At 45.4% G+C, this 19,334-nt stretch carries 18 protein-coding genes; 2 read left to right on the forward strand and 16 right to left on the reverse strand.

The genetic code is table 11. The features are described 5' to 3' along the window. Position 1: 1 nt before the first annotated feature. The 11 genes from G9U52_RS12910 to metH form a co-directional block, all read right to left on the reverse strand. A complete protein-coding gene (locus G9U52_RS12910) occupies positions 2-652 on the reverse strand; it encodes a stalk domain-containing protein (protein ID WP_166150070.1) in 651 nt (216 codons plus the stop codon). Positions 653-678: 26 nt separating this feature from the next. Continuing rightward, positions 679-1,536, reverse strand: coding sequence for a hypothetical protein (locus tag G9U52_RS12915; protein WP_166150071.1), 858 nt, complete (start codon positions 1,534-1,536; stop codon positions 679-681). Between the two features lie 9 nt (positions 1,537-1,545). After that, positions 1,546-2,568 carry a PilN domain-containing protein gene (locus G9U52_RS12920; protein ID WP_166150072.1) on the reverse strand — a complete coding sequence of 341 codons (1,023 nt, stop codon included), beginning with the start codon at positions 2,566-2,568 and terminating at the stop codon, positions 1,546-1,548. Beyond that, positions 2,565-3,788, reverse strand: coding sequence for a type IV pilus biogenesis protein PilM (pilM, locus tag G9U52_RS12925; RefSeq protein ID WP_166150073.1), 1,224 nt, complete (start codon positions 3,786-3,788; stop codon positions 2,565-2,567). The genes G9U52_RS12920 and pilM overlap by 4 nt, the downstream gene beginning before the upstream one ends. 55 nt (positions 3,789-3,843) lie before the next feature. Then, a complete protein-coding gene (locus tag G9U52_RS12930) occupies positions 3,844-4,668 on the reverse strand; it encodes a prepilin peptidase (RefSeq protein WP_166150074.1) in 825 nt (274 codons plus the stop codon). A 93-nt stretch (positions 4,669-4,761) separates the two neighbouring features. Further along, positions 4,762-5,151 (reverse strand): prepilin-type N-terminal cleavage/methylation domain-containing protein, encoded by a 390-nt coding sequence (locus G9U52_RS40870; RefSeq protein ID WP_279538614.1) that lies wholly within the window; start codon positions 5,149-5,151, stop codon positions 4,762-4,764. A gap of 60 nt (positions 5,152-5,211) precedes the next feature. Further along, entirely contained in the window at positions 5,212-6,426 is a 1,215-nt protein-coding gene (locus G9U52_RS12940) for a type II secretion system F family protein (protein ID WP_166150075.1), read from the reverse strand. A gap of 18 nt (positions 6,427-6,444) precedes the next feature. Beyond that, entirely contained in the window at positions 6,445-7,488 is a 1,044-nt protein-coding gene (locus G9U52_RS12945) for a type IV pilus twitching motility protein PilT (protein ID WP_166150076.1), read from the reverse strand. A 144-nt stretch (positions 7,489-7,632) separates the two neighbouring features. Continuing rightward, on the reverse strand, positions 7,633-9,300 hold the full coding sequence (locus G9U52_RS12950; RefSeq protein ID WP_166150077.1) for a GspE/PulE family protein: 1,668 nt from the start codon (positions 9,298-9,300) through the stop codon (positions 7,633-7,635). A gap of 375 nt (positions 9,301-9,675) precedes the next feature. Further along, positions 9,676-10,623 carry a ribonuclease Z gene (gene rnz / locus G9U52_RS12955; RefSeq protein ID WP_166150078.1) on the reverse strand — a complete coding sequence of 316 codons (948 nt, stop codon included), beginning with the start codon at positions 10,621-10,623 and terminating at the stop codon, positions 9,676-9,678. Between the two features lie 108 nt (positions 10,624-10,731). Beyond that, entirely contained in the window at positions 10,732-14,175 is a 3,444-nt protein-coding gene (gene metH, locus G9U52_RS12960; RefSeq protein ID WP_166150079.1) for a methionine synthase, read from the reverse strand. 252 nt (positions 14,176-14,427) lie between these two features. Here metH and mtnD point away from each other — a divergent pair, with 252 nt between their 5' ends. Then, complete coding sequence (mtnD, locus tag G9U52_RS12965) at positions 14,428-14,970, forward strand: acireductone dioxygenase (RefSeq protein ID WP_166150080.1); 543 nt, start codon at positions 14,428-14,430, stop codon at positions 14,968-14,970. A gap of 98 nt (positions 14,971-15,068) precedes the next feature. On the opposite strand, the gene G9U52_RS12970 is transcribed toward mtnD, so the two are convergent. The 5 genes from G9U52_RS12970 to G9U52_RS12990 all read right to left on the reverse strand — a co-directional run bounded on the left by G9U52_RS12970 (position 15,069) and on the right by G9U52_RS12990 (position 18,356). Next, a complete protein-coding gene (locus G9U52_RS12970; RefSeq protein WP_166150081.1) occupies positions 15,069-15,863 on the reverse strand; it encodes an HAD family hydrolase in 795 nt (264 codons plus the stop codon). Between the two features lie 45 nt (positions 15,864-15,908). After that, the gene (locus G9U52_RS12975; RefSeq protein WP_166150082.1) at positions 15,909-16,424 is read right to left on the reverse strand and encodes a hypothetical protein; all 516 of its coding nucleotides are present in this window, start codon (positions 16,422-16,424) and stop codon (positions 15,909-15,911) included. A gap of 25 nt (positions 16,425-16,449) precedes the next feature. Then, positions 16,450-17,439, reverse strand: a complete 990-nt coding sequence (locus tag G9U52_RS12980) for an aldo/keto reductase (RefSeq protein WP_166150083.1) — start codon at positions 17,437-17,439, stop codon at positions 16,450-16,452. Between the two features lie 18 nt (positions 17,440-17,457). Beyond that, on the reverse strand, positions 17,458-17,670 hold the full coding sequence (locus G9U52_RS12985; RefSeq protein WP_166150084.1) for a DUF896 domain-containing protein: 213 nt from the start codon (positions 17,668-17,670) through the stop codon (positions 17,458-17,460). Positions 17,671-17,993: 323 nt separating this feature from the next. After that, positions 17,994-18,356, reverse strand: coding sequence for a LysM peptidoglycan-binding domain-containing protein (locus G9U52_RS12990; RefSeq protein WP_166150085.1), 363 nt, complete (start codon positions 18,354-18,356; stop codon positions 17,994-17,996). Positions 18,357-18,502: 146 nt separating this feature from the next. Between G9U52_RS12990 and lexA the strand changes: the two genes are divergently transcribed. Continuing rightward, positions 18,503-19,126: a transcriptional repressor LexA gene (gene lexA, locus G9U52_RS12995; RefSeq protein WP_166150086.1), complete on the forward strand. Its 624-nt coding sequence runs from the start codon at positions 18,503-18,505 to the stop codon at positions 19,124-19,126. Positions 19,127-19,334: the final 208 nt, after the last annotated feature.

Here is a 19,334-nt window from a genome sequence, read left to right on the forward strand (position 1 = left end):
CTTATTTTGTAGTATTCGCAGCACCAGTTGAAGCAAACGACGAACTATTTAATCTTTCCTTCAGCATCTTGTTCATCAGATCCGCATTAGAGCCGTAAATTGACCAAGCCACCGCGTAGCCATCTAAATTTTTGCTCTCCCAGCCGCCTCGTAGCAGCTCTACAGCAACCCCAAGCTTATTAAGTGCCACCTTCATCTCTTCATCCTTTAAATCCTCTGCCACAAGCTGAAGAGCGTGATAACGGTCGCGCATTCTCCCCATGTTCTCTCCATCATTCGTTTTCAGCGCTTTGATCAAATCCGTCATAATGCCATTATTCTCAAGCGCGATATATTGATAAATCCCATACTCCGAGGAAGCTAGCACCTCTTTGGTTTTATCAGCAATAAAATCCAGATTGACCGTTCGCGAAGTGTTATTCCAGCTAACCTCTGCCCCAAGCATTTCAGACATACTACGCAAAGGCACATAAACAGAGCCATTATAAACAATCGATTCCTTCGCTAATTCGGCTTGCTGGCCGTTGATCGATACATTTAATTTTTCCATCAACACTTGGATCGTTTGCAGCTTTCCTTCCGCCCACGCAGTAGCTCCGAACAGCAACAACGAACCACCTACAATTGCGATCATCCATTTTTTGTTCATCATGTCGCCTCCTCTGTAAACAAATGATGCTAATTATTAGTTTCCAGCAATCTCATAAATTGTTGCTCCGACCAAGTTGGATCAACTCTTCGTTCTACTTCTTTAGTTGGAATTGGTGCTGCTTCCTTAAATTTCCCTACATATCCATTGGCAGCAAATAACGAAAGCTTAAGATTCAAACTAATCTTATCTATAACGACCGAATACGCCTCATTGGCTACGAATTCATTAGAGGATGGTGTCGACACAGTCCCTGCTGTAGCTTGGTCACTGCTTTTACTCACCTGCAGACTCCACTCGCGTATGGCAATTAATCGTTCCGATTGATCCAATAGCTGGATAAATGAGGTGATCTGTGCGTACGTTCCTGAAACTACAGCCGTCATATGGATCTCTTGAATAGCTGAGCCTGTATTAGGTGCTACCGCTCCCGTCGCAGCATTAGGTGCTATATGGGCCTGAGGAGCTTGGTTGGCGCCGGCAGCATTCTTAGCTCCTGCGCCATTCATAAGCATGGCCAGACCATCCGAGCCCTGGTTGCCCTCCCCATATTGGATATTATTTAAGGTTACACCCGATTGTTTCTCGATCTCCTTGAGATTCAGATAAAACCGTGGCATTTCCTCTTTGATGGGAACCTGGCGCAGCTGGGCTTCAATTTCTGCATCCGTTGCTTTCATGGGTGTCGGATTGCGCAGCTCGTTCTCTTTAAGTTTGGCAAGTGATTGAACCCGTGTATCGGCGGTTTCATGTCCAGTTAATACAGGCAGGACAAAAAAACTGAGTACATACACATTAAGAAATAACCCAATAACGATACTAGCACCTATTAAAAAAGCGGGGGATCTTAGCGTTTGTGCATATTCTTGAAGTTTTTGCTTGTTCATAAGCTCCCCCTACTTTATTTGGTTTGGTACCTTTAAGGTCAGCTCCAATTGGACTTGAAACTTCGTATATTTTTTAGTTTGGACAACCGTAGGAGCAACTGCCACTGGTGGCAAGGTTGTTACGGGTTGCTCGGGAAGCTTATATTGTTTGAAAAGCTCGAGATTTTTTTTAGCCTCATTAAGCTCCTTTAATGTAATGGGGGAGTCTTGAATGATTTCCTCAAAAGACATACTCACGTCAGCACTAGTATCCTCTGGGGTAATCAAGCTTTGGTCTGGCACTTCAATGCCAAATTGCTGCTCAACCATCTGTTGGTTAATCGTCCAGCTTAGCTCATTTAACAGCTCATCCCCCTTGCTTTCTGCAGGGGTGAGCTTGGTCTCCATGATTCGCTTAAATTCTTCTTCCGGGGATAAGGTTGTCCCACTTGAAGGAGGAATCGGCGGAATAACTTCGATAGGTGCCGGAGGTATCGGGATTTCACCATCAACACGCTGGATGCTTTTTATTAACACATTCTCAAGAAGCGGAGATTGCTGCAGGCGCAGCACGTATTCAGCGGTTTGCTCCAGTGCTCCGAATTCAGCCGTTATCGCCAATTTTTGTCCAGTACCCGCCACTTGGCTGCCCGCTGCAGCCGCTTGAGGCGAGCTCACCGCTATCTTGCCATCATTAGCTCCAGCCACTACACCCATAGATTGAATGCGTGCCACCTCTGGAAGCTGGATTGTAATAAGCTCAATCAAAGGCAGCCAAAATTGCCGCTCCTGTTTGAGCTTGGCAATATCTGCTGTTAAAGCCTGATAATTTTTCGTTTGCTCATCCATCGTTTTCTGCAAGCGCAGCGATTGAATCGAGTTGCTAAGCTCCTTCGACTGGGCTTCCTTCTGAGCAATGCCCGCTTTTAAATAAACACCATATAACATCAGACCTCCGGCAAAAAGCACAGATACGGCCAAAGTGCTAATAACAAGCGGAATATAAATGCGACGAATGATGGGGATTTTGGGCAACAGGTTAATATTTCTCATCGTCCCGTACCTCTTAAAGCCAATCCAATCGTAACCGAATACGTAGAAAACAGCAGATTCAAGGGTGCCGCAGCGTTCGTAATCTGGTCGGTTCCGAATAAGGCTACTTCAATTCCGAGCTTTTCTTGCAAAACCACAGCCAATTCCGGCAAACCATTGACATCACCGGAGAGCAGCACACGATCAAATACTTGGGTGCGGTTATTTAAGGTATATCGATAAAAATTCAACAAGCGCTCCAGCTCATGAGCCAAATCATTGCTTGCATGATGCGTAGCTGAAAAATCTGTATTAAAATCAGTAAACAAGCTGTCAAGCGGTGAACCTTCTTCGTGAGTAACCTCTGCCTTTTTCTCCTCAAAAAGGATCGGGAGATTACGGGTTATTTTCAACTGGCTTTCATGAAAAATACTGACATCCGTAGCCTTCGGATTCACATCGACAACGAGAAACGTACCATTGGAATTGGTAATCTGGATTTGATGGATAAGCCGAAATAGCGATAGCGCTTTGATTTCCAGGCTCTTAAGCTTTAATCCAGCCGATTTGGCGATCTCCGAGTATTCGTCAACCAGCGCACGCGGTGCAGCGATAAGCATCACATCACATTGCAGCTTTTCCAGCGCTTCTGCATCCGCTTCAGGCTGCTTCGAATTACCGAATAAAAGATCATGTTCCCCACCCAGCCCTAAGCTGTCCTGCTTGCCTGTAGCAGCTTGACCTTGCCAATCCCCATCAGAGCCTTTGGGCGATTTTTTAGACTCTTTTTGCTTCTTAATGGCCGATTTGGGCTTGGCAGCGCCCTCCTCCGTTCCGTTTAGCTTGACGAAATCGTAAACCGGTTGGTCAAAAGGCAAATGGATATTATGCTTCACTTCAAAATCAACCAGCTTTTGCAATTCTTTTAAAGGAATATCGGGAAATTTCAAAAACCGCACCATGATGGATTGGCTCGGTACAACCATATGCACATGTTTACTTTTCGGATTGAGTTTGGCAACCAATGTCTGTATCGTACGAATAACGCTATACAGCTCCTTAATACGTCCATCGTCAATAGCCTGGTCGGGCAAATATTCCGTCTCATAACCGTGTAGGATCGGCTTGCCTTTGGAGCCAGCCGTCATTTCTACGGCTTTTATAGAGGAATCAGTAATCTCGATACCTAAGGAGCGTGTCATAGGTCGTACAAGTTGTAACAAGCTAGTAAAGTGTCCCAATGATGACTGACCCTCCTTTGATTCTCAGGAAAACTGCTAATGATCGAGCATAGTGTTAACTGCGAATGAATTGTACGTAAAGCTCAATGAGGTCCATACCCCACACATACACGAACAAAGCGCCTAGTGCTATAAAAGGAGCAAACGGTAAATGCCGCTCTCGGGACCAACGTCCAGATACCAGCAAGGAGCCGATAATAATAGTGCCTAAAAAACAAGCTATAAATAAAATAAATAAAGCCATTCCAGGTCCCACGATTAATCCGATAAACGCAAACAGCTTAATATCGCCGCCGCCCATTCCTTCTTTATGCAGCATATTTTCAGAAATCCAAGCAATTCCATACAAAACCCCGCCGCCCACAACAAAACCAAGCGCATATTGCCATAAAGGCAATGGATGAATAAACAGCCTCAGCAGCAGCCCAACGCCCATTGCAAAAAAAACAATACGGTCAGGAATTAGCATATACTTCAAATCGGTTAAAGTTACAGCGACCAGCACCATTACGAAAAAAAGTCCCACGAACAGCTCGGCTACAGGTCCAAAATAGGCTGCCAAAATCGCAAACCAGACTGCAGTAGACAGCTCACCTATCGGGTAAATCGGAGAAATCGGCTTGCCGCAATAACGGCAGCCACCACGAAGATATATATAGCTCAGTACAGGGATAAGATCCCCTGCCGATAGCTTGTGCTGGCAATGCACACAATGCGAGGGTGGGTATACAAAAGACTCCTTCTTAGGCACACGCAACGCAACCACATTCAGAAAACTGCCGATCAATAGCCCAAACAGCCCGATACAAGCAACCCAAACGAAGGGATAACGTATAAAAAAGTCCACATAGAGCTGAGTAATATTGTGCAGCGAGTTCATGTTGAGCCCCCTTCGTGGGTGAAGCAGTTAGTGAAAGAAAGGTAACCCGGTAAAGGGTTACCTTTTATTAAAAGGGAAATTAAGTTGTTTTATTTAAGGTGCCAATGGAGCATACGTAAATACAAGAGTAAAATCAGTTGTACTCGTATTATTCATGGATACACTTGTTATAGCCACGCCATTACTCCATTTAGGTACTGAAACAAGGTTACCTGCTGCTATAAGCTCCGCCATAGTTATCACAGATGGAGTAGTTCCTAAAACCATACTTTTATCCATGATATAACGTTGTGCAGCATCCGCTACAACAGATTTTGTGGTGGCATCTGCACTCGTTTTAGACTTATCAAACCCACCCATAACCGCAGCCCCCGCTACCGCTGCCAAAATCCCCAAAATAACAACGACCGCCATTAACTCGATCAACGTCATCCCTTTTTGATTACGTGATAATTTCCATTTCTTGCGCATAATTGCTTGCATGCTGATTCCTCCTTTGGATGTGTAAACCACTCTCTATATTTTGTTGCATTGAAGCTTGAATTAATGAAGATTTTCCATCAGCTTAAACGAAGGCAGCATCACAGCTAATACTATAAATCCGACAACTACGGCAAGGATTAGAATCATAATGGGCTCTAGCAACGACTTTAACCTGTCCGCCATGGCATCCACATCCGCCTCATAGAAATCGGCTACCTTTTCGAGCATCGTATCCAAGGCACCCGTCTTCTCGCCGACCTGGAGCATCTGTACAACCATCGGTGGAAAAAGCCATGTATGTTTAAAAGGCTCGGCTATGGAGCTACCCCCACGAATGCCTTCACGAGACTCAAGAATTAAGCGGGATACCGCTTCATTGCCTACAACGGACGAAACAATCGTCATCATCTGGAGCATCGGAATTGCAGCTGCGAATAAGGAGCAAAACGTTCTGCTAAAACGCGAAAGTGCTTGCTTATGCCACAGCCTGCCGAAAACCGGCAGCTTCAGCTTGGCGTAATCGAGATAATACACACCATTCGGCAGTTTTTTAATAATCGCCAGCAGGAGGGAGGGAATAAATAAACAAGCAATAGCCATATACCAATACACTTGCATCCACTTGCTAATCGCTATGACAACAAGCGTGGGAAGCGGCAGTTCAAGTCCCATCGTCGCAAAATTGCCAACCAGCTTAGGCACGACGAATATCATCAGAATAATAACGACAATGACCGTCACGATCGCCATAATGACCGGATAAACCATCGCGGATTTCACCTTTTGCTTCGTGTAATATTCCTTTTCGTAAAAGATGGATAAACGGTTAAGCATCTCATCGAGATTACCACTCGCTTCACCTGCACGGATCATATTAATGAAGATGCCGGAAAAAACACTCGGATAATGGGAAGCCGCCATCGAAAATTGGGTACCTCGCTTCATATCCTCGGAAACACCCAAAAGCACCTTTTTAAACACCTTGCTTTCTGTTTGTTCACCCAGCACCTGAACGGCTTCAACCATATTGATTCCAGCTTTATATAAGGTTGCTAGCTGCCTGCAAAACACCGTAAAATGCTCGACCTTCACCTTGGGTCCGCCGCCAAAATTGATTTCTTTGCGCAACAGGCTTTTGCTCTGGTCAACAAGGTCGAGAATCCACAGTCCATTGCCCTTGAGCTCCTCCATCGCCTGTTGGAAGTTAGGGGATTCGAAGGTGCCTTTGGAATAGTTGCCGTAGTCGTCCACAGCTCGATAATTAAATTTCGGCATCACGTTCAACTCCAGATGTTATGATTGCAGGTCCGCAAAGCCGAACAACGCCTCTTTCGCTGAATCCACTGTTATTGCCCGTCTTTGTAGCAGCTCACGCAATGCCATCTCCATCGTTTGCATGCCTTGGGCTTTGCCTGTTTGCATGGTAGAGCGAATTTGATGCACCTTCTCCGAGCGGATCATATTGGCAATTGCTGGTGTGTTCACCATCACTTCGATCGCTGCCACTCTGCCCAGTCCATCCACCGTAGGCAGCAGCCGTTGTGCCATCACACCTAGCAGCACCGAGGCAAGCTGTACGCGTACCTGCTGCTGCGCTGCGGTGGGGAACACATCGATGATGCGGTCAATCGTCTGGGGAGCATCGGCTGTATGCAGAGTGCCGAACACAAGATGTCCAGTTTCCGCTGCTGTGATCGCCGTAGAGATTGTTTCCAGGTCCCGCATTTCGCCAACCAGGATAACATCCGGATCCTGCCGCAAGGCAGCGCGCAAGCCCGAAGAGAACGAGTCTGTATCAATGCCAACCTCGCGTTGGTTCACGATACAGGACTTATGGGGATGTACGAATTCGATCGGATCTTCCAGGGTAATGATATGGTCATGACGTGTGCGGTTAATGTAGTCCACGATGGCGGCAAGCGTAGTTGATTTCCCACTACCTGTAGGGCCAGTGACGAGCAGCAGGCCTTGTGGCTTTTTGGCAAACTCCTCAGCCATTGCCGGCAAGCCCAATGATTCCATCATGGGGATTTTAGTCGGAATAAGACGAATCGTCATACTGACAAAGCCCTTTTGCTGAAAAACATTGACGCGAAATCGGGATACATCGGGAATCCCATAGGAAAAATCGAGATCGCCCGTGCCCATAAACATTTCATATTGCTCGGTGGTCATCAATTCTTTAGCTAAATCCAAAGTATCAGACGGCGTTAAAGGCTTGTCGTTAACCGGTTTTAATTGGCCATGAATCCGCAGCATCACCGGTGAGTATACCGTAATATGGATATCCGAAGCTTTTTGTTCAAAAGCGAGATGTAATAAAGCTGTCATACTCATCGTTCCGGCAACCTTTCTGCTAGGGGAATGCTATCATAAGATGGGACTATTTACTCAATTATACTACATCAATCTACCAAATCATAGGTATATATAGGAAATTAGAACTAAACATATAACATTTTATGTAAGATATAATTTCATTCATTCTTTTCCTGTAACTCTAAACACCTCGGCAATCGTTGTATGGCCCGCGACCACCTTTTTCAAGCCATCTACCATCATAGGTATCAAGGATTGTGATAACCCATAAGCACGGTATTCACTATCCGATCTTTTTTGTAAAATCATCGACCGCAGCTTATCATCCAGCATCAGCACCTCGTGGATAGCCATCCGCCCCCGATACCCCGTCCTCCCGCACTCCTCACAGCCTTTGCCTTTATGTAGTGTTATAGCTCCAGACAATCCGTGATCGCCCAGTAATTTAAGATCATCTACAGATGGAGTGTAAGCAGCTGTGCAGCTGGAGCATATTTTACGAACAAGTCGCTGGGCAACGATACAATGCACGGAGGATGAGATTAGGAAGGGCTCGATGCCCATATCCACAAGTCGTGTAATGGCGTTAACTGCGCTATTCGTATGTAAGGTGCTCAGCACCAAATGCCCCGTCATTGCCGCCCTAACCGCAATCTCTGCAGTTTCCGAGTCACGGATCTCACCGATCATCACAATGTTGGGATCCTGCCGCAATATGGCCCTGAGACCACGGGCAAATGTCAAACCGGTCACATTGTTCACCTGCACCTGATTGATACCATGAAGCTGATACTCAACAGGGTCTTCAACGGTAATCACATTGACTTCATCATTATTTAAACGGGACAAGGCTGAGTACAATGTGGTCGTTTTACCGCTGCCTGTAGGTCCTGTTATTAAAACAACGCCATGGGCGTTATTGATTCCATTCAGAAATAGCTGGTAATTATGCTCAGAAAAATTAAGCTTTTCAATTTCAGTTAAGGTGCTGCCCATATCCAGAACCCGCATAACAACCTTCTCGCCATGGATCGTGGGCAAGGTCGCGATTCGAATATCTACCTTGCGGAATTCGATATCCATCTCGACCCGCCCATCCTGGGGCAGACGCCGCTCAGCAACATTCAGGTTGGCCATAATTTTGATCCGTGCAATAATTACGCTTTGCATCGTAGGTGGCAAGGTTCGCTCGGTTCGCATCACACCATCCACCCGGTAACGGATACGCAAGCTATCCTCTTGGGGATCTATATGGATATCACTCGCACCGATTTGTACGGCTTGAATAATAATTTGATTAACTGTCTTGACGACCGGAGAATCCTCTTCCTCCTGCGTAGTCTTTACCTCTTCCGTTTCCCGCCCTTGCAAAATTTGGTTGATTTGCTCAACTGACTCCTGAAGCCCGTAATACCGTTTAATGGCCCTTTGCAGCTCATCTCTAGCGGCGATCGTAGGTTCAATCCTCATCCCAGTGCTCATGCGAAGCTCATCTATGGCAAAATAATCAAGGGGATCTGCCATCGCTACGATTAATTTATTGCCTTCTGTCCGTATCGGCAGCACCTGATGCTGCTCAGCAAGACGTTGGGAAATAATGTTAATCACCTTGGTCTCTATTTTCTGGCGGTACAGCTGAATATGCGGAATGCCTAACTGGAATTCCAGCACCTCAATCAACTGCTGCTCCGTCAAATATTGCCGGTCAATTAAAAATTCGCCAAGCCGCATTTTCGATTCACGTTGTTCCTTTAATGCATGTTGTAGCTGCTCTGCCGACAATAAGCCCGCTTCAACCAATAAATCACCAATACGTTTGCGTGGAGCCATATTTAATCCCCCAATCAAGACTAAAAAAAAACTGCCGCAAACAGGCAGGTTGAAGATTAAATATCTCATGCTGCCCATGCGTTCTCATCGTGTAGGAATGCTTATTTATTCCATTTAAACACAGCATATGCACAATGGTCAACGGGTTTTTTAAGATAAATAATTGGAATTCGACTATTTACGACAAAAATTAAAGTCTAAACACGAACATTTTTTGGGTGATTACCAATAAACATACGGATACCAATGAAATTCCGGGCAAACCTTAACACCGCCTTAACACTCTTTTATTTTTGGCCTCTGATGGGATCGTTCAGAGAAACGAAAAAAAGAACGCATCCCTGCGCTCTATTCTCATAATTTCCTATAAAACACCTAATGGCAGTCCCGTTTTGGCTTCGCCACCTCGAAGCTCCAGTGGTCGCGCGCCAAATAAACCTCTGGAAACGTTTGTTTAGCCTCATCAACCAATAGCATGGCTTCGTCCTTCTGGTAACGGGAGCTGATATGGGTCAAGATCAAAGCTTGTGCCCCCGCATCCCGTGCTGTTCGTGCCGCATCAATCGCTGTTGAATGGTCATAGGCTACTGCCAGCTGCTTTTTCTCTTCGGCAAAGGTCGCTTCATGCACTAACACATCAGCATCCCTGGCAAGCTCCAGTGAATATAAGCAAGGCTGCGTATCCCCAAGTATGGTTATTATGCGTCCCGGAACCGGAGGGCCAATAAAATCCTTTGCGCGTAGCACCGTGCCGTCCTCAAGCGTAATATCCATGCCTTGCTTGATTCGGCCGAGCATGGGTCCAGACGAGATGCCAAGCTTTTTTAGTTGATCTGCACGCAAGCTGCCCTGCTGCTCCTTTTCAACAATACGGAAGCCATAGCTGCTGACGCGATGCACCAAAGGTGCCACATAGACAGCAAACTCCTGATCCTCGTGTAAGAGCTCCTGCTCCTTGGGCGCAAATTCTATAACCTTCATTTCATAGGTTAAATGTGCCTGGCTGACATCAAGCGCAGTGCGGATGAACAATTCCGTGCCTACCGGCCCGTAGATGGTCAAAGGAGCATCTCCGCCTTGGTAGGAGCGGCTGGTGAGCAGCCCGGGAATCCCATATATGTGATCACCATGCAGATGGGTAATAAATAATTTTTCCAGCTTGCTGGTACGTACAGGCGAACGTAAAATCTGCTGCTGGGTTCCTTCCCCGCAATCAAACATCCAAAAGCTATTATTTTCGGCAAGCAGGTTTAAGACGATAGCGGATACATTCCGCTCCTTGGAAGGCATTCCTGCGCCTGTTCCGAGAAAGTAAATTTCCAACCTCATCTTCTCCCTTTCATTCGCTGGGCTTGGTTAGCTTTGTTGGTGCTTGTCCCTAAACATAGGGAAAGAGTGGAGCCGCTGTGCCTCCACTCCTCCTAGTATAACCTAAACTTTATCGACATTAAAATAACGTGCCTCTTGATGTGAGAATACAATAGCGGACACGGATGCCTCCGGCTCCATCATGCAGCCCTCGGTTAATTCCACGCCAATATCCTCCGGCTTCAAGAGCTCGAACAACTGCTGTTGATCCTCAAGGTTAGGGCAGGCCGGATAACCAAACGAAAACCGTTGTCCACGGTATTTGGCTCCGAATAGCTCGCCCATCGTCATATTCGCTGGATCCGGGAAGCCCCACGCATCGCGCATCATCTGATGCACGCGTTCAGCCAATGCTTCCGCTGTTTCGAGCGCAGTAGATTGTAATGCATGCGACCGTAAATAGTCGCCCTTAGCCCGCCAATCTGCGGCAATTTCATTAATGCCATGGCCCGCCGTAACGACCATAAAGCCGATGTAATCCATCTCGCCGCTTTCTGTCGATTTCAAATAATCGGCAAGGCAGAAATACGGGTCTGTTTGCTGCCGTGGAAATGAGAACTTCTGTAAAACCTTCGTTGTATCCGCAGGATCATAAACGAAAATATCGTCGCCCGAGGATTGCGCCGGGAAAAACCGATAAATCGCGTGTGTCTTAATAATGCCCTGCTTTTGCGCTTGAGCCAATATTTCATCGACGGTTTCTTTTAGCTGCACAGCTTTAGGCTCTTTATCAGCGAGCATTTTCTCAACCTTGCCCTTTAAGCCAAGATGATGGCCTAGCAGCATTTGCATATTGATATAAGGCATAACATGGCTGATCGGGTAATCGCGGATGACCCGCCGCTCCAGGCTATTAGGCACTTGAACCGGTAACGTGCGGTCGATCGATGATTTAAGCACTCGTGTCAGCACAGGCATGGCTTCCTGCTTCTTACCGGATTCCATCACATCGGACTCCATGCTCTCCCGCAATTCCTTGATCAATTGCACCTTTTGGATCGGGTCGCTCAGCTTGTTCGCTATGTCCAAGCCGTCCATCGCATCCTTCGCATATAGCACTACACCTTCATATTCCGGTGCAATCCGCGTTTTCGTGAACTTGCGTGTAAGCGCGGCGCCACCGACCAGGATCGGAACATCGATACCGGCGCTTTTTAAATCCTGCGCGGTAATGACCATTTGCTGTGCGGATTTAACCAGCAAGCCAGACAAGCCAATCGCATCAGGCTTCTCCCTGTGGAAAGCAGCTATAATTTGATCAGGCGGTACTTTAATGCCTAAATTTATGATTTTGTAGCCATTATTCGACAAGATAATCTCAACGAGGTTTTTACCGATATCATGGACATCACCCTTAACAGTAGCAAGCATAATCGTCCCTTTGACGGCACTATCCGCTTTTTCCATAAAAGGCTCCAAATGGTTGACTGAGGCCTTCATCACCTCCGCGCTTTGCAGAACCTCCGCAACGATCAGCTCATTGGCGTTAAAGAGACGTCCCACCTCTGACATCCCGGTCATCAAAGGTCCATTAATGATGTCCAGTGGTGCTTTTGTTAACATCGCTTCATTCAGATCGGGAATTAAGCCTTCTTTGGTGCCTTCAACGACATAGGAAGCCAAACGCTCTTCAAGGGTCAAATTGGAGATTTTTTCCTTCTTATCGACCTTTTTCTCACGGAAATGGGCTACGAATTCAGCCAAGGTGTCATCCGTCGTGTCAAAGATCAGCTTTTCGGCAAGCTCCTTCTCGATAGCACCAATCGAGGCATACCGTTCCAGATTTTCCGTATTAACGATAGCAAAATCAAGCCCAGCTTTGGTAGCATGGTACAAATAAACCGAGTTTAATACCTCGCGTCCAGCCGGCGGCAGCCCAAACGATACATTACTAAGCCCAAGAATTGTTTTACATTCCGGAAACCTTTCCTTGATCATTTTTATGCCTTCAAGCGTCTCAACGGCAGAACCTATATATTGTGGATCTCCAGAGCCTACCGGAAACATATTCGGATCAAAAATAATATCCTGTGGGTTCATACCATACTTCTTGGTCAACAATTCATAGGAGCGCTCTGCTACCTCTAACTTAGCTTGGCGCGTTACAGCTTGTCCTCTTTCATCAATGAGAATCATAACGACAGCAGCGCCATAACGGTGAATTAACGGAAGAATCGCTTCGAACTTAGCTTCGCCATCTTCAAGGTTAATCGAATTAATAAGCGCCTTGCCTTGCGAATACTTCAGACCCAGCTCAATAATATGGTCATAGGTAGAATCGATCATCAAGGGAACCTTAACTTTTTTGACGACTTCCTTCAAGAAATTTTCCATCGCATAAGCTTCATCAATATCGGTATCCTGAACGTTGATGTCGATAATATAGGCACCATTTTTAACCTGTGCGCGGGCTACCTCTGCCCCTTCCTCGAACTTACCCTCTTTCATTAATCGCTTAAATTTGCGTGAGCCGGATATATTGGTACGTTCCCCGATCATGTAGGGGCGGTTCGCATCCTCGATAAATACCGTTTCTATGCCTGATACAGCAGATAAGTGAGCTTCTGCGTAGACCCTTGGCTTAAATTTGGATAATTCATCAACCATCGCCCGGATATGGTCAGGCGTCGTTCCACAGCAGCCACCTGCAATATTCAACCAGCCCTGCTCGGCAAAGCCGGATAGCTTTTTGGCCAAGGAGTCCGGCGTTTCGTGATAGTTACCGTTCTCATCGGGAAGCCCAGCATTGGGGTAACAGCTTACGGCTGTCATAGCCAGCTCGGACAGCGAGCGAATATGGTCACGCATAAACTCAGGTCCTGTTGCGCAGTTAAGCCCGATAGAAATCGGTTTAAGATGCTCAAGCGAGATATAAAAGGATTCTATATTTTGCCCAGCTAGCGTTGTGCCCATCGGCTCAATCGTACCGGAGATCATTAAAGGCAACGTAATGCCAGTCGTTTCAAAAGCCTTGTGAATACCGATGCTGCCCGCCTTGACATTCAGTGTATCCTGCGAGGTTTCAAGCAGCATCGCATCCACTCCACATTCAATAAGAGCTACAGCCTGCTCATAATAGCTGTCGATCAATTCCTCAAACGTAACACCGCCAGTTACAGACAATGTCTTCGTAGTGGGCCCAAGCGCACCAGCGACGTAACGCGGCCATTCCGGTGTGCTGAATTTTCGGGCAGCGTCAACAGCCAGCTTGCCGGCGATGAGATTAAGCTCCCTAGCCCGATCCTGCAAATCATATTCGGCCAATACGACACTTGTCGCACCGAATGTATTCGTTTCAATAATGTCGGCGCCAGCTGCAAAATAAGCCTCGTGTATTTTGGAAATGACATCAGGCCGAGTAACGACAAGGTATTCATTACAACCATCCAGGTCTTCCCCACTGAAATCATCCTCGGTCAAGTCTTCCTGTTGGATCATGGTACCCATCGCACCGTCCAAAATCATTATTTTATTTTTCAACTGTTCTACTAGTGGTAATTTATGCATGATAATCTTCCTTTCAGGCGATATCCGTCCAATTGTAAACCTAAGTGTATCAGAAACCACTCAGCATGAAAAGGTAATGCCTAGGTATGAGATAAAATCTATGTAAAAAGACGGTTAGAAGCTGGTTTAAATGGACAATTTTAAAATCTTATTATTCGCATAGGTTTTATTTATTCAATCAATCGACAGAATACTGAATTTCCATTATACTATAGGGTAGAAACATACAATGGAATGGAAAGAGGGATGATCGTGGCTGAAATCCGCATTCGCAACAGCAATGAACGTATATCCGGTGAACATAATGTAAAATCCTTTTTAGAAAAACAGGAAGTTCTTTACGAGCATTGGGAAGCCAGCAAGCTTCCTGCTGAGCTGCATGAGAAATTCAAGCTTACTGATGAGGAAAAGGCGCAAATCCTATCCACCTTTGATGAAGAAATCAAAGACCTGGCCGCAAGACGTGGCTACAAAACCTGGGACCTGATCGCTTTATCCGATGCCACTCCCAACCTCGATGATCTGCTGAAAAAGTTTGAGCAGGTGCATACGCATGTCGAAGACGAGGTTCGCGCCATTACTGCCGGCAAAGGCATCTTTATCATTAAAGGCACCGATGATGTTGGTTACTTCGATGTGGAGTTGGAAGCCGGGGATGTAATTTCGGTTCCTGAGCATAAGGCCCATTTCTTCACCCTTATGGAAAATCGTCAAATCGTGGCAGTACGCTTATTTATTGAAACTGAGGGTTGGATTGCCCACCCTTATGAAGATGCGACCTTCCAAAAAGCTTAATTCTTTATTAGCATATTCTCAACAAAAAACCCGCCATTTTACATGCAAATGTTGGCGGGTCTATTCATGTCCACGAGATGCGTAATGGATGAGCAAAACTAGTCCATAGAATCGATAATGCCTTGAATTTCACGAAGGCTGCCTATCTCATAACTTGCCCTAATCTCATTATCCCCTTGCATCTTATGCCGGTTGACCCACATATTACGCATCGAAACTTTATTAGAACCCAATATATCCGTTGTCAGCTTATCTCCGATCATAACGGCTTCATCCGCATGAACTTCTAGCAAGCTTAGGGCATGGTTAAAGATCGAAACTGCCGGTTTACCTTCGCCATGATTGCCGGAAATCACAATATGGTCAAAATAGGGGGCAAGCTCAGGCACGCCTGCCAGCTTTTCCTTTTGTAAGTCAGGCGAGCCATTCGTCAGCAGCAGCAGCTTGTAGCTGCCTTTTAACTGCTGTAGCACTTCAAAGGTTTCTTCATACACAATAGGACGCGCCCGCCGTTCAGCCGGGAATCGTTCTCCAAGCTCGTAGCCAAGCTTAGCATCATCAATCCCCAGCACCTTGAGCCCTCGTGTCCATGATTCCGTTCGGTAGCCTGGTGCTAAACGCTCCAGCTTGCGAAAATTATCATTTTCACCTTCAGTAAAATGAGCCCAGAGCCCCTCGAAGGGATTAATCCCAATCATTTTCGTAAATTCATAGGTTTCGTAAGATTCGTACAGCTTCCTTGCCTCTTGGCGTACCGCTTGCTCCAATTCCGCAGGATTAACACCCGTTTCATCGGCAGCAAACCTACAAGTAGCTTCAAACGCTTCTTTTACACTGCGGTCATCCCATAATAACGTATCATCCAAATCAAATAATAGTGCTTTAATAGCCATTTTGATATCTCTTCCTTATCCGCTGAAATTATAATAGTTTGTTTCTTATTTTTCCATTTTCAAGGTTACTGCGTTGTTCTCGGCAAATTCCTTCAGTTTCTCGGAAATTTCAGCGATATTCATCCGGTGGTAAAATCGGGTAAATGCCCATTTCCCTTTGTTGCTGGTAAACGATATCGATACCGTATCTTTCGAAATTGCAATGTCTTTAATTTCTTCAGCTTTCATTCTTTTGTCTCCCGTAAAACGCCGGGTTCCCAAATAATCCTTGCCGATCTTAAGATGAGGACGCCTTACAAAATACATAAATATGCTTAATAGTATGTAGCTTCCGCCTGTAATCCAATATAAATTATCTTCTTGTGATGTACCTCTGAAGGTTATGAAGCAAAAAATGCCGACACAAAATAGCAAGAGCGACAATGTCCAGTTCCGCCCCTTAAGCGTGATCGCACCATCAGCAGATGTGGCTTGGCTAATCGTTTCTTTGCCTTGTTTGACCCTAGTTTTATTGATCGTTTTCGTATTCTTCTTCACCATGCGTTCCCACTTACGTGACATAAGCAATCTCCTTTACCAATCCCACTTAAAATTCGCGTCTAAACTTTTTAATAAAACGATAGGGATAATCATCCTCAAGCGCACTAATTGTATCCAAACGATTCCAATGGTCATTCGACAACTTCCAACCCACAGCGCCCATGTTCTCGTCAAATTGCTCCAATGTCCTTGCCCCAAAAATAGGCGAAGTGATTCCTTGTTTATGGATAAGCCAATTCAGAGCAACCTGTGCCGGTGTTTTGTCCAATTCCGCAGCCACCGCAAGCACTTCATCCAAAATACGGAAATTTTTCTCGGAATTGCGTAGATCCCAGCTGCTTTCGCCCGCTTTGGAAGTTAGCCTTCCTTCAGTTGGAGCTTCGCCACGGCCATATTTACCTGTCAAAAAACCACCGCCAATAGGTCCCCAAGGCAATACAGCGACATTTTCCTCTATGCATAATGGCAGCACTTCTCTATCCATCTGGCGAGAAACTAAGCTATACTGAGGCTGGTTGGATATAAACCGGGTATATCGGTTGTGGTCGCTGACCCCAAGAGATTTCATAATTTGGTATGCCAAAAAATTGGAGCAGCCGATGTATCGGACTTTGCCTGAGCTAACCAAGTCATCCAAAGTTCGCAGCGTTTCTTCAATAGGCGTGATATGATCCCAAACATGCATTTGGTACAAATCAATGTAATCCGTATTTAGCCGTTTTAAGCTGGCTTCTACCCCATCTAGAATATGCTTGCGGGAAAGCCCAACATGATTAACATTATCGGCCGTCGAAAACCGTACCTTAGTTGCTAAAATCAGATCGGAACGCCGGCTTTGAATCGCCTTGCCCACAATTTCCTCAGAACGGCCTGAGACATAGACATTAGCTGTATCCAAAAAATTACCGCCTTGATCCAAAAACCGGTGGATCATCGCCATTGAGTCTTCCTCATTCGTTGTATTGCCAAATGTCATCGTTCCCAAACATAATTCCGATACGACAATGCCACTTTTGCCCAATACGCGATACTCCACTGCTCGTCTACCTCCGTTTCATTTCTTTTGTTCGTCATCTGCTTCCACTTCGACCTCATCGACAAATTTAATCGATTCCAATTGGTTGCGAAGTGAGCCTCTAAATGCTTCAATGTAAAGCTTGCGAAGCTCATTACGCTCTTCCAATTCCTCATCGGTTAAGCCTTCGGTCTTGGCTTTATTGGCAAGTTCATTAATGCGTTTAATATACTGTTCGGTTCCCTGATTCATGCGAACACTCCCGGTTATATTATTCTCAGCGCATAGGAAGCCGCTGGACTCTACGATAACAAAATAATTCTTCGTTATTGCATCAAAGTATACTTTGACATTGTAGGATTGCATTGTCAAGAGTCAGGCTAAAAGGAAGCGGGTTATCTGTACTATTGCCAAAAAAAAGTCATGGCTCAACCCCCTACAACGGAGTGTCGGCGAGTACAAGCGTTGGGGATTTCAGCCATTGTTGAAGCCTTGTCCATGCAAATAGACAACAAAAAATAACCATCAGGACAGATCATCCTAATGGTTATGGGGGGCCATATAATAAGAAAGCTTCAAGGCAGCTTTAAGATTTGCCCTTCCTGGATCACACTTGAGGTTAGTCCGTTCATTTTCTTAAGTTGATCCAAATATTCTCTGATCTTTTGTCCTTTATGTACATGTTCACTTGCTATAGCCCATAAGGTATCACCTTTTACAATTTCAACAGTTTGTGCAGTTAGTGGTAGTTCGGAGGACGCATATACCTCCTGCTCAGCACCTATCAAAGATAAGGATAAGGTTATAACAAGTATCAATAAAATGGCAGCAAATACACCAATGATTCTAGCTTGTTTTTTACGGGATAAAGAGAAAGTGAAAAATCTCGGAAAACTAGTAGGCTCTGGCTTGGATAAAAGTTGTTCATTCATATACATAGTGTTGCCTCCCCAAACGTTTGTTCTCCTTTTAAAATAACACGAACAAACGTTTGTGTCAATGCAAAATTAGAACTTATGTTTGTACGAACCCGAGTTCTATGTTATACTTTCGGTAGTTATTACCAAGCACTGGAGTGATACTAATGAGTAAGCTATCCATTCGGCAATTGGCTATCCTAGATTTTATTAAGAATGAAGTGAAAGATAAAGGCTATCCGCCTTCCGTGCGTGAAATCGGTGAAGCAGTAGGTCTGGCTTCAAGTTCTACCGTGCACGGCCATTTAGAGCGATTAGAGAAAAAAGGTCTTATTCGCCGCGACCCGACTAAACCCCGAGCAATTGAAATTACCGATGGCTCTTTAACAGAAGGCAGCAGCTTCGCTTTATCCGTTGTTCGCGTTCCTTTAATAGGACGAGTTACTGCTGGTCTACCCATTACCGCTACAGAAAATATTGAAGATTACTTCCCTCTTCCAAGCCATTATGTCGGTGATTACAACGTATTTATGCTTAGCATTGTAGGAGACAGCATGATCGATGCCGGTATACATGACGGCGATTATGTCATCGTAAGGCAGCAACAGGCTGCTGACAACGGCGATATTGTTGTTGCTATGACCGAGGATGATGAAGCAACGGTTAAGCGTTTTTTCAAGGAAAAGGATCATATCCGCCTCCAGCCAGAGAACAGCACTATGGAACCCATCCGCTTAAAAAATGTCAGCATTTTAGGCAGAGTAGTCGGATTATTTAGGGATATTGTATAAGTCATAACACCATCCAAAAAGCCAGCAAGCAGGTTTAATCCTGCTCGTTGGCTTTTTTATGTGTGACTCCATATTCATTCCTCAACCACTATAACTTTACCAATAGATTGCAGAGATGGGCTGGGTACCTTTCAATCACAAAATTTTCCTCTTTTTAGCATCACAAAAATAGAATTGCCATACCTAGATACCTATTTACATATAAGTA

It is taken from the genome of Paenibacillus agricola (assembly GCF_011440305.1).
In the GTDB taxonomy this organism is placed as follows: Bacteria; Bacillota; Bacilli; order Paenibacillales; family NBRC-103111; genus Paenibacillus_S; species Paenibacillus_S agricola.

What these genes read in the sequence shown, in the direction of transcription:
- G9U52_RS12910 (WP_166150070.1), bottom strand. Translation starts at nt 652, where the DNA reads ATGATGAACAAAAAATGGATGATCGCAATTGTAGGTGGTTCGTTGTTG.
- G9U52_RS12915 (WP_166150071.1), bottom strand. Translation starts at nt 1,536, where the DNA reads ATGAACAAGCAAAAACTTCAAGAATATGCACAAACGCTAAGATCCCCC.
- G9U52_RS12920 (WP_166150072.1), bottom strand. Translation starts at nt 2,568, where the DNA reads ATGAGAAATATTAACCTGTTGCCCAAAATCCCCATCATTCGTCGCATT.
- G9U52_RS12930 (WP_166150074.1), bottom strand. Translation starts at nt 4,668, where the DNA reads ATGAACTCGCTGCACAATATTACTCAGCTCTATGTGGACTTTTTTATA.
- G9U52_RS40870 (WP_279538614.1), bottom strand. Translation starts at nt 5,151, where the DNA reads ATGCAAGCAATTATGCGCAAGAAATGGAAATTATCACGTAATCAAAAA.
- G9U52_RS12940 (WP_166150075.1), bottom strand. Translation starts at nt 6,426, where the DNA reads ATGCCGAAATTTAATTATCGAGCTGTGGACGACTACGGCAACTATTCC.
- G9U52_RS12945 (WP_166150076.1), bottom strand. Translation starts at nt 7,488, where the DNA reads ATGAGTATGACAGCTTTATTACATCTCGCTTTTGAACAAAAAGCTTCG.
- G9U52_RS12950 (WP_166150077.1), bottom strand. Translation starts at nt 9,300, where the DNA reads ATGGCTCCACGCAAACGTATTGGTGATTTATTGGTTGAAGCGGGCTTA.
- metH (WP_166150079.1), bottom strand. Translation starts at nt 14,175, where the DNA reads ATGCATAAATTACCACTAGTAGAACAGTTGAAAAATAAAATAATGATT.
- G9U52_RS12970 (WP_166150081.1), bottom strand. Translation starts at nt 15,863, where the DNA reads ATGGCTATTAAAGCACTATTATTTGATTTGGATGATACGTTATTATGG.
- G9U52_RS12975 (WP_166150082.1), bottom strand. Translation starts at nt 16,424, where the DNA reads ATGTCACGTAAGTGGGAACGCATGGTGAAGAAGAATACGAAAACGATC.
- G9U52_RS12985 (WP_166150084.1), bottom strand. Translation starts at nt 17,670, where the DNA reads ATGAATCAGGGAACCGAACAGTATATTAAACGCATTAATGAACTTGCC.
- G9U52_RS12990 (WP_166150085.1), bottom strand. Translation starts at nt 18,356, where the DNA reads ATGTATATGAATGAACAACTTTTATCCAAGCCAGAGCCTACTAGTTTT.
- lexA (WP_166150086.1), top strand. Translation starts at nt 18,503, where the DNA reads ATGAGTAAGCTATCCATTCGGCAATTGGCTATCCTAGATTTTATTAAG.